This window comes from Rhizobium sp. TH2 (genome assembly GCF_024707525.1).
Classification (GTDB): domain Bacteria; phylum Pseudomonadota; class Alphaproteobacteria; order Rhizobiales; family Rhizobiaceae; genus Rhizobium_E.
This window is the reverse complement of sequence record NZ_CP062231.1, coordinates 2,991,990-3,002,787: the sequence shown is the minus strand read 5'-3', so window position 1 is coordinate 3,002,787 and position 10,798 is coordinate 2,991,990. Positions and strand designations below refer to the sequence as shown.

Sequence of the window (10,798 nt, the reverse complement as noted above, 5' to 3'; positions counted from 1 at the left end):
CGGGCGGCAGAGTTCATTGCCGCCCGTGTTTTAACTGGGCTTACTTGACGAAAGGATCCTTGATCTTTTCGTATTTGGCGAACTCGACATTGTAAAGTTCGCCGTCCACTTCCTTGACCTCGCGGATATAGATGTCCTGGATGGGATCGCGGGTCGCGGGATCGATCGACATCGGGCCGCGCGGGCTGACCCAGGATTGGCCCTTCATCGCCTCGATGAGCTTGGTTCCGTCTGTATCTCCGCCGGTCTTTTCGAGGGCGGCATAGGCGAGATGCATGGCGTCATAGCCGCCGACGCACATGAAGTTCGGCCGCATGTTGTTATTGGTCTTGCGGACCTCGGCGACGAAGGCCTTGTTCTCGGGGCTGTCGTGATTGGCCGAGTAGAAATGACCGGTGATGACGCCCTTCGCGGCCGGGCCGATATTCTGCAGCAGGTCGTCATCGGTCACGTCGCCGGTGGCGATCAGCCTGATGCCGGCTTCGGCGAGCCCGCGATCAATGAACTGTTTCATGAACAAAGCGCCGACACCCGATGGCACGAAGACGAAGAGCGCATCCGGTTTCGCATCGCGGACGCGTTGCAGGAACGGCGCGAAATCCGGGTTCTGGAGCGGCACGCGAATGGCCTCGACGATCTCGCCGCCCTTGGCCTTGTACTCGTCGGTGAAGCCCTTCTCGATGTCGTGGCCGGGGCCGTAATCGGTGACCAGGGTGACGACGCGCTTGATGCCGTTTTCCATTGCCCAGGCCGCCACCGGCACTGCGGATTGCGGTCCGGCCATGCTGGTGCGGGCATAATATTCGGACTTGCTGGTGATGATCGACGTCGTGGCCGAGGTGATGATGGCCGGAATCTTTGCCTGGGCGAGGAGGGGCGCGACCGACAGGGCGAGTGGCGTCAAGCCGAAGCCGACGAGCATGTTGGCGCCTTCGCCAGTGATCAGTTCCTGGGCGATACGGCGGGTCTGGTCGGCGGTGCCAGCATCGTCACGCAGCACGACTTCGATGGTCTTGCCGGCGACGGTGTTGCCGTTGAGCGCCATATAGGCGTTGACGCCCGCCTGCACCTGGCGTCCGGTCGAGGCGAAGGGGCCGGTCATCGGCAGGATCAGCCCGATCTTGACGGTTTCAGCGGCGAAGGCCGGGGTACGGATAAGGGCCGCGGTCATGGTGCCGGCGACGAAAAGTCTTCTGGTAATCATATGCATTCCTCCCGATTGATTGAAATCCTGCCGTCACTCTGTTCCGGTGCGGTCTCTATCGGCGTGGAACTCCACCCATGCCGTATCCAGTCTTGTTTGCCGACAATTCCTCCAGAATGACGCAAGCCGATCCGCTACTCTCATCGACGCTATGGTAAAGCCGCTATCCCGGCAATTTCGTTCTTCTCATGGGTCATAAGCGCAGGTTACAGAGGCCAGTTAGCCGGTATGACTTTCGCCACGCGTCGATCCTCACGAATTTCGTCGTCTGTCGACGTTATGTCAAGAAATGTATTCCTGTTGTCAACGAAATGTAGCCAAAAAGCGCGAAAACTGCCGAAACTCGCATAACACGTCTCGAGAAATGTATGCATCGTAAGATGAAGCTGCTTGCGCTTTTCTCCCGAAGCCCGCGCGTGTTGCGCGGGATGTCATCAAAAAACTGGACGGCGAGGCGAGACGCGGTTGCCGCGATCATCTGCCGAGCCGATGGCCGGAGACTTCGGAACCGGCGTCTCGGGACAGGCTCAGGAAGCGCAACGATGCAACGACGCCGAGCAGGCCGATGACGAGGAAGGCCCAGCGGAAATCGGTAATCGACATGCCTTGGGCGCCGCGCGCGGCTTCCGAAATGTTGAGCACGGCGGCGGCAACGGCCACGCCGAGCAGCATGGAAATCTGTTGCAGCATGCTCGACAACGTCGAGGCGGAACTGCGCTGCGCTGGCGTGATGTCGGCGAAGCCGATCGTGTTGAGCGCGGTGAACTGCATCGAGCGGGTCAGGCCGGCGAAGAAGAAGAGGATGAGGATTATCGCTTCCGGCGTCTCTCGCGACAGTGCGGCACAGGCTGCGATCGATGCACAGGCGAGCACGCCGTTGACCACCAGCACCGTGCGGAACCCGTATTGGCGCAGGAGGCGCGTGGTGACGGACTTCATGGCCAGGTTGCCGGCGAAATAGACGAGAAGATAGGTTCCGGTGGCGATCGCATCGAGGCCGAAGCCGACCTGAAGCGAGAGCGGTATCAGGAACGGCATGGCGTTGATCGAAAGCCTGACCGCGGTTCCGGCCGAAAGCGTCGACAGCGCGAAGGTCTGGATGCGGAAGGGCGAGAGATCGAGCAGCGGATTGGCGACGCGCTGGAAATGCCATGTCGCCACAACGCCGAACACGACGCCCCCGGCCAGCAGCAGGCCAATCAAGGGCAGCGCGGCGCTGCCGTGCGTAAAGGCTTCCAGTCCTGCCAGAAGCAGCGTCAACCCGAGCGCCGACAGCAGGAAGCCGGGTATGTCGAGCTTGCCGGCGCCATCGTCGCGCTGGTCGGGCACGAACATCCAGACGAGGACGAGGCCCAGTATGCCGATCGGGACGTTGACGAGGAAGTTCCACTGCCAGGAGAAATAGGTGGTGATGAAACTTCCGAGCACGGGGCCGATGACCGGCGCGATCAATGCAGGCCAGGTAATCAGTGCCACGGCGTTGACCAGTTCCGATTTCGGCGCGTTCTTGAGCACGATGACCCGGCCGATCGGGTTCATCAGGGCGGCGCCGAAACCCTGCACCGCGCGGGCGGCGATGAACTGGCCGAGGCTTTCCGACAGGCCGCAGAACAACGAGGCGAGCGTGAAGATGGCGATCGCCGCCATGAAAATGTTGCGCGCGCCGAAGCGATCGCCCAGCCAGCCCGAAAGCGGGATGAAGGCCGCCATGGTGAGCATATAGACAGTCAGGCCGATGCTCATCGATACCGCCGGGACGCCGAAATCCAGGCCCATCTGGGGGAGCGACGTGATGACGATCGTGCCGTCCAGCATCTGCATGAAGAAGGAGACGGCCACCACAAGGGCCACAATTCGCGAGCGGTTCGCCGAAGAGGTAGCGTCTGAATCGTTGCTGAGAGTGGTCATGCGGCGACACTAAACTCAAAACGCGCGGCGGGGGAATGCCCGATTAGCCAATTGAGCCCGGTCGCGACACTTTGCCGTCAATTGACTTATGTCAAATGCCGCCTTCCTTGACGGATTCCATTGCGACTGATGTGGAGGTGCTGGCGACATGCGGAAGGCTGGAGATTTTCTCGCCCAGCACCTGCCGGTATTTCCTGATATCCGATGTCCGGACCTTGAGCAGATAGTCGATGCGGCCGGCGATCATGTGGCATTCCTCGACCTCCTTGATCTTGCGCACGGCGGCGTTGAACTCGCTGAGCGCCTGCTCCTTGGTGTCCGAGAGCTTGACCTCGGCAAAGGCGATGTGATCCATGCCGAGCCTCCGCTGGTTGATGCGAGCATGGAAGCCTTCGATATAGCCTTCGTCGATGAGTTTCTTGAGCCGTACCTGGCATGGTGTCTTGGAAAGACCGACCACTGACGAGAGATCGGTGATCGACATTCTGCCATCGGTCGCCAAGGCATCGAGAATGCGATGATCGAATTGGTCCAATTCACTTTCGTTCTGGTCTTGTGTAGCCATAACGCCCAATATCTCCTCGATTTATGGAGAAATAGCGCTGCATACTGAGAAATTCAAGTCTGAAATCCTTCGCCTAAACTGGTAGGTTCCCGGCAATCCCGCAAGGCAAGGACCGGTGAAATTCGCGAAGGCGCGGCAGAATTGATTCTGCTAAGCTTCGCCCGCCGGCACGCCGATATGCGGTTGGGATGGGCTTGGTGGAGAACGGCCGAAATGAACCTTCAGACGATCGATAAGAACGAGACCCTCTTTGCCGAGTTCGCACCGCCGATCCGGCCACAGAGCCCGCTCCGGCAAGCGATCACCGCGGCCTACCGGCGCGACGAGGCCGAATGTGTGCTGCCGCTGATCGAGGCCGCGACGCTGTCGCCGCGCCTCAAGGAGGCGTCGCGCGGCACGGCCCGCAAGCTGATCACCGCGCTCCGAGCCAAGCATTCAGGCTCCGGCGTCGAGGGGCTGGTGCACGAATATTCGCTCTCCAGCCAGGAAGGCGTGGCGCTTATGTGCCTGGCCGAAGCGCTGCTACGCATTCCCGACACCGATACGCGCGACGCGCTGATCCGCGACAAGATCTCGGAAGGCGACTGGAAATCGCATATCGGCGGCGGCAAGTCGCTGTTCGTCAACGCCGCGACCTGGGGCCTCGTCGTCACCGGCAAGCTGACCTCCACCGTCAACGACCGCAGCCTGTCCGCGGCACTGACCCGTCTGATCGCGCGCGCCGGGGAACCCGTGATCCGTCGCGGCGTCGATATGGCGATGCGGATGATGGGCGAGCAGTTCGTCACCGGCGAGACGATCGAGGAGGCGCTCAAGCGCTCCAAGGCGCTGGAACAGAGGGGCTTCCGCTATTCCTACGACATGCTGGGCGAGGCGGCGACAACCGGCGCCGATGCCGAGCGTTACTACAAGGACTACGAGAACGCGATCCATGCCATCGGCAAGGCATCTGCCGGTCGGGGCATCTACGAAGGCCCCGGCATTTCGATCAAGCTTTCGGCGCTGCATCCGCGCTATTCGAGGTCGCAGGCGGCCCGCGTGATGGGCGAACTGGTGCCGAAGGTGAAGGCACTGGCGCTGATCGCCAAGAGCTATGACATCGGCCTCAACATCGATGCCGAGGAGGCCGACCGGCTGGAACTCTCGCTGGATATCCTCGAAGAACTCTGCCTGGACCGGTCGCTGGCCGGCTGGAATGGCATGGGCTTCGTGGTGCAGGCCTATGGCAAGCGCTGCCCCTATGTGCTTGATTTCGTCATCGATCTCGCCCGGCGCGCCAATCGACGCATCATGGTGCGACTGGTCAAGGGCGCCTATTGGGACGCCGAGATCAAGCGCGCACAGCTTGACGGGCTCGAAAGCTTCCCAGTCTTCACCCGCAAGATCCATACCGACATTTCCTACATCGCCTGCGCGAAGAAGCTGCTGGCGGCCACCGATTATGTGTTCCCGCAATTCGCCAGCCACAATGCGCAGACGCTGGCCACGATCTATCATCTCGCCGGCGGCGATTTCCAGGTCGGCAATTACGAGTTCCAGTGCCTGCATGGCATGGGCGAGCCGCTCTACGACGAGGTGGTCGGCAAGGAAAATCTCGACCGGCCGTGCCGCATCTATGCCCCCGTCGGTACGCATGAGACGCTGCTGGCCTACTTAGTGCGGCGCCTGCTTGAGAACGGCGCGAACTCCTCCTTCGTCAATCGCATCGCCGACCCGAAGGTCTCGATCGACGAACTGATAACGGATCCGGTCGATGTCGCTTGCGCGCTGCCTGTACCCGGTGCCGGGCATGATCAGATTGCGCTGCCGCGCAAGATTTTCGGCGCGTCGAGAAACAACTCGGCTGGCCTCGATCTCTCGAACGAAGATCTGCTTGCCAACCTCTCGGAAGCGCTCAAGGCTTCGACCGAAGTGAATTGGGATGCTCGTCCGCTACTCGCCTCCGATGCGATGCCCGGTGAAGCGCGACCCGTCCGCAACCCCGGCGACCGCAATGATGTGGTGGGCACCGTGGCGGAAGCGTCGGACGACGACGCTCGCACGGCAGTCGCACTGGCATCCGGGAATGCTGCGCAATGGGCGTCCGTCTCTCCGACCGAGCGTGCCGCCTGCCTCGATCGTGCTGCCAACCTGATGGAATCGCGGGCTCAGCAATTGCTTGGCCTTATCATGCGCGAGGCCGGAAAATCCGCTCCCAACGCCATTGCCGAAGTGCGCGAGGCGGTGGATTTCCTGCGCTATTATGCCGATCAGGCGCGCCGGACGCTCGGGCCGGGTCACAAGCCGGTCGGGCCGGTCGTCTGCATCAGCCCGTGGAATTTCCCTTTGGCGATCTTCACCGGCCAAGTTGCCGCAGCGCTCGTCGCCGGTAACCCGGTGCTCGCCAAACCCGCCGAGGAAACGCCGCTGATCGCGGCTGAATCCGTCCGCATCCTGCATGAGGCCGGTGTGCCGGTCAGCGCGCTGCAATTCGTGCCAGGCGATGGGCGCGTCGGTGCCGCTCTTGTCGGCGCGGCTGAGACGGCAGGCGTCATGTTCACCGGCTCGACCGAAGTAGCCCGGCTGATCCAGGCGCAGCTTGCCGCACGGCTGTCGGCATCCGGCCGCCCGATCCCACTGATCGCCGAGACCGGCGGCCAGAACGCCATGATCGTCGATTCCTCGGCGCTTGCCGAACAGGTCGTAGCGGATGTCATCGCCTCGGCTTTCGACAGTGCCGGCCAGCGCTGCTCGGCGCTGCGCATTCTCTGCCTGCAGGAGGATGTCGCAGATCGGACGCTCGCCATGCTCAAGGGCGCGCTGAAGGAGCTCAGCATCGGCCGCACCGATAGGCTGTCGGTCGATGTCGGTCCTGTTATCACCGACGAAGCCAAGGGCATCATCGAGAAGCATATCGAGGCGATGCGCGGCCTCGGCCGCCCGGTCGAACAGGTCGAGCTCAGGGGCGAGACAGAGGAGGGCACGTTCGTGCCGCCAACGATCATCGAACTCGACAAGCTCTCCGATCTCAAGCGCGAGGTGTTCGGCCCCGTGCTGCACGTGATCCGCTATAGACGCGACGATATCGACCGGTTGATCGACGATATCAATGCTACCGGCTATGGGCTGACGTTCGGCCTGCATACGCGTCTCGACGAGACGATCGCGCATGTGACCAGCCGCATCAAGGCGGGCAATCTCTATGTGAATCGCAACGTCATCGGCGCGGTGGTCGGGGTGCAGCCGTTCGGCGGGCGAGGTCTTTCCGGCACGGGTCCGAAGGCGGGCGGTCCGCTCTATCTCGGACGGCTGGTGCAGGTTCCGCCGGTGCCGCCGCACCATAGTTCGGTGCATACCGACGCGGCGCTGCTCGATTTCGCCCTGTGGCTCGATGGCAAAGGTGCGAAGGATGCGGCGAATGCGGCACGCGACTATGGCAGCACCTCGGCGCTTGGGCTCGCCTCGGAGCTTCCCGGGCCCGTCGGCGAGCGGAATATCTATGCCCTGCATCCACGCGGCCATATTCTTCTGGCCCCGCAGACCGAGGAAGGCCTGTATCGGCAATTGGCGCTGGCGCTTTCGACCGGCAACCGCGTGACGATCGACAACGCTTCGGGGCTGGAGACTTCACTTGCCGGTGTACCGCAATCCGTTGCCTCACGCTTGACCTGGGCTTCGGATTGGGCGGCGGCCAGCCCGTTTGCCGGCGCGCTGGTCGAGGGTGATGGCGAACGCGTCCGGACCATCAACCAGGCGATCGCGGCTCTGCCAGGTCCGCTGGTGCTCGTCCAGTCCGCCTCGACGGCCGATATCCTGGGCGGTCAGCCCTACAGTCTCAACTGGCTGCTCGAGGAGGTTTCGACGTCGATCAACACGGCAGCGGCCGGCGGCAATGCCAGCCTAATGAGCATCGGCTGACATTTCAGTCCAGAATTGAATGGCTGCTGCCACGCGTTGTCAGCATGTTCCTGCATCTGAGCTAGCGGATTGCTCCGGCAGTCCGCTATTCTTTTGATCGCATGTTGAGTCTCTCAACCGGATGGAGCCGCATTGAGCAAGAAGCCGATTTCAGTTTCACCCGGCCGGGCGCGGTCGATCTGGCTCCGTGCACAGAAGCTTGATGAGGAGAACCCGTTTGGCTCCGGGCCGGACGCCACGCGTGCGGCGGTCGAGCATCTCGGTTATGTGCAGATCGACACGATCAATGTGATCGAACGCAGTCATCACCACATCCTGTTCACGCGCATTCCCGGCTATTCGACTGCCGATCTCGACCAGGCGCAATCAGCGGACAAGTCGGTCTTCGAATACTGGACGCATGCGCTGTCCTACGTTCCGACCCGCGATTTCCGGTACTCCCTACTCAGTATGAAGCAGCAGAAGAACGTACCCGACAAGACCGCGCCGGCATCCTGGTTTGCGAGCGTCAGTCATAAGGACTACCTCGCCATCATCAGGCGCATCCGCAACGAGGGGCCGCTCTCCATACGGGATATCGATGACGACGAACTGGTGGAAAAGGATCATCCCTGGGCCAGCAGGAAGCCATCCAAGCGGGCGCTTCAGCTTGCCTTTTACACGGGCGATCTTGTCGTCTCGCGGCGGTTGGGCATGCTCAAGACCTATGAACTGACTGATCGGCATTTCGGTTGGGAGCGACCGAAGCCCGCGACGGAAGGCCAATATGCTGCCTATCTGCTGGAGCGGGCGCTCAGGGCGCAGGGGATCGTCAGCCTGGATTCAATTTGCTATGGCGACTTGAAATGGAAGAAGCGGGTCGCGGCACTGCTAGGCACCGCCGTCCGCAAGAAGGAGCTTTTGCCGGTTCATATCGAGAGTGCAGGCGCGGTCGCCCATTGGGTGGCGGCTGAGGTGCTGGAGACCGCGGAGGAAAACCACGCGCCGCGATTGGTGCACATTCTCTCGCCCTTCGATCCGCTGGTGATCCAGCGCAAGCGGCTCGCCATGCTCTTCGGCCACGACCACCGTTTCGAGGCCTATGTGCCGGCCGACAAGCGGGTGCTCGGCTATTTCGCGCTGCCGGTGCTTGTGGGTGACAGGATCGTCGCGGCGATCGACCTCAAGGCGGATCGCAAGGCCGGCAAGCTGCTGATCCAGAAATGGACATGGCTCAATGGTGCCGATCCGGCCGAGTACAAGTCGCTGATCGACAGCGCGCTGACGCGGTTCGAAGCATTCCAACTGGCTTCGCTCAACTCGCCTTCTTCAGATTGATGTAAGTCCGCCAGCCGCCGAGATGGGTGATTTCCTCGGCGCCCTTGACGGCATACGCCTCGCAGAGGAATCCGGAGATGCTCGTTCCATCCTCGAGCCTGATCTTGCCTATGCCCAGCGGCGAGGGGATTTTCTGGACGAACGCTCCGAAGGCTGCGGGAGGCAATGCCCAGACCTCGACCGTGATGCCTTTGCCAGAGAAGCCGGGCTCCGAGATCAGGCCGGGCTTCGGCGGAACAGTGCCTGGTAGTACGAACAGCCGGTATTCAGGGGCGGTGAGGCAAGACTTGACCAGGCGGCCGCCGGAACCGGCGAGCTCATGGTTGAGTGGCATGCCTTGGAGATGCGCGCCGACAACCACGACCGGAACGAAGCCGTCATCAACGGGCGCCACGCGGCTTTCTTCAGGCAGTCGCGCGGTTCGCGCCTTGCCCATGCCGGAGGCGGCGGCACGGTGGAGTGCATCAGCCAGCGGTGCCAGCGCATCATCGGTGAAGGCGGGTGCGATGAGCGTGACGCCGCCCGGCAGGCTTGAGCTGCGGAAGCCGGCGGGCACAGCAATCGCCGCGCAATCCAAAAGGTTGACGAAATTGGTGTAGCGACCAAGCCGGCTGTTGAGTGTGATCGGGTCGGCCAGCATATCGGCGACGGAGTAGGTCGTTGGCGTGGTTGGCAGCAGCAAGATATCCGCCTTCCGCCATTCGGCATCGGTCAGATGGCGCAGTTCTTCCAGCCGGTAGCGGCCCTTGAACGCATCGACAGCGGTTTTCCCTTTGGCGCCCGCGATGATCTTGCGCACGGTGGGGTCGAAGTCGTTGGCGTTGGAAGCGAAAAAGCTCTCGACGGCGGCGAGCCGCTCGGCGACCCATGGACCGCCATAGAGGAGTGCCGCTGCCTCGCGGAAGGGTGCATAGTCGAAGGGCACAATGGTTGCGCCGAGCGCTTTGGCGCGTTCGATTGCCTGGTCGTAGAGCGTTTCCATTTCCACATCGCCGAAAAACTCGCGCTCGTTATCCGCCAGCACGCCGATGCGAAGTCCTGACACGGGCAGCGATGCTGGAGCCGCGTGACGTGAGAAAGGATCGCCGGAATCGAAGCCCTCGGCAACCTTGCGGACGGTAACGCCATCGCCGACGGTCGTCGAAAAAATCGTGATGCAATCGATGCTCCGGCAGGCAGGTACCGCTCCCGTATTCGGCAGCAGGCCCGGCGTCGGTTTGATGCCAACCAGATTGTTGAACGCGGCCGGTACGCGACCCGAGCCCGCCGTGTCCGTGCCGAGCGCGAAGACGGCCATGCCAGCCGCGACGGTGACGCTCGAACCTGAGCTTGAGCCGCCCGAGATATAGTCCGCATTGAACACCGAGCGCGGCGCGCCGTAGGGCGAACGGGTGCCGTTCAGCCCGGTGGCGAACTGGTCGAGATTGGTCTTGCCAATGACGATGGCGCCAGCGGCCCGCAGCCGGGCGACGACCGTAGCGTCCTTCTCAGGAAGATAGGTATAGGCAGGGCAGGCGGCCGTGGTGGGCAGGCCGGCAACGTCGATATTGTCCTTGACCGCGAACGGCACGCCCCAGAGCGGCAGGCTGTTGGGTTCGGGGGCACTGTCCATCAGTTCCCTTGCCGCGGCCCTGAGATCATAATCAGGCGTCGCGGTGATGAAAGCGGCTGGATCATCCCATGCCCGCCTGCGCGCGATTACGTCTTCGATGACATCCAGCGGCGTCGTGCCGCCTGCATAGGCGGCGCGAAGGGCTGTCAGGTCGAGCACGGCAGGCAGCATTACAATGTCTCCGATTGGGCGGCCTATCGCGCCGCCCCTTATTGTATGCAATGCTGCAATCGGCGTGCCAATCAATACAATAGTGAGAAGACACGATTTTCCAAGTTTCCTCAGCTGCGCTTTG

General features: G+C 62.2%; 6 protein-coding genes. 2 read left to right on the top strand and 4 right to left on the bottom strand.

Annotation, left to right across the window (positions count from 1 at the left end):
* Positions 1–40: 40 nt before the first annotated feature.
* The 3 genes from IHQ71_RS14895 to IHQ71_RS14885 all read right to left on the bottom strand — a co-directional run bounded on the left by IHQ71_RS14895 (position 41) and on the right by IHQ71_RS14885 (position 3,677).
* Positions 41–1,204 (bottom strand): ABC transporter substrate-binding protein, encoded by a 1,164-nt coding sequence (locus IHQ71_RS14895; protein WP_258157247.1) that lies wholly within the window; start codon positions 1,202–1,204, stop codon positions 41–43.
* 474 nt (positions 1,205–1,678) lie between these two features.
* Positions 1,679–3,112, bottom strand: coding sequence for an MFS transporter (locus IHQ71_RS14890; RefSeq protein WP_258157246.1), 1,434 nt, complete (start codon positions 3,110–3,112; stop codon positions 1,679–1,681).
* A gap of 91 nt (positions 3,113–3,203) precedes the next feature.
* Positions 3,204–3,677, bottom strand: coding sequence for an Lrp/AsnC family transcriptional regulator (locus IHQ71_RS14885; protein ID WP_258157245.1), 474 nt, complete (start codon positions 3,675–3,677; stop codon positions 3,204–3,206).
* Positions 3,678–3,890: 213 nt separating this feature from the next.
* Between IHQ71_RS14885 and putA the strand changes: the two genes are divergently transcribed.
* Together putA and IHQ71_RS14875 are read left to right on the top strand one after the other, a co-directional pair.
* Complete coding sequence (putA, locus tag IHQ71_RS14880; RefSeq protein ID WP_258157244.1) at positions 3,891–7,574, top strand: trifunctional transcriptional regulator/proline dehydrogenase/L-glutamate gamma-semialdehyde dehydrogenase; 3,684 nt, start codon at positions 3,891–3,893, stop codon at positions 7,572–7,574.
* A gap of 132 nt (positions 7,575–7,706) precedes the next feature.
* Positions 7,707–8,891, top strand: a complete 1,185-nt coding sequence (locus IHQ71_RS14875; RefSeq protein ID WP_258157243.1) for a winged helix-turn-helix domain-containing protein — start codon at positions 7,707–7,709, stop codon at positions 8,889–8,891.
* Here IHQ71_RS14875 and atzF read toward each other — a convergent pair.
* The gene (gene atzF, locus IHQ71_RS14870; protein WP_258157242.1) at positions 8,869–10,674 is read right to left on the bottom strand and encodes an allophanate hydrolase; all 1,806 of its coding nucleotides are present in this window, start codon (positions 10,672–10,674) and stop codon (positions 8,869–8,871) included. The genes IHQ71_RS14875 and atzF overlap by 23 nt on opposite strands.
* Between the last annotated feature and the right edge of the window lie 124 nt (positions 10,675–10,798).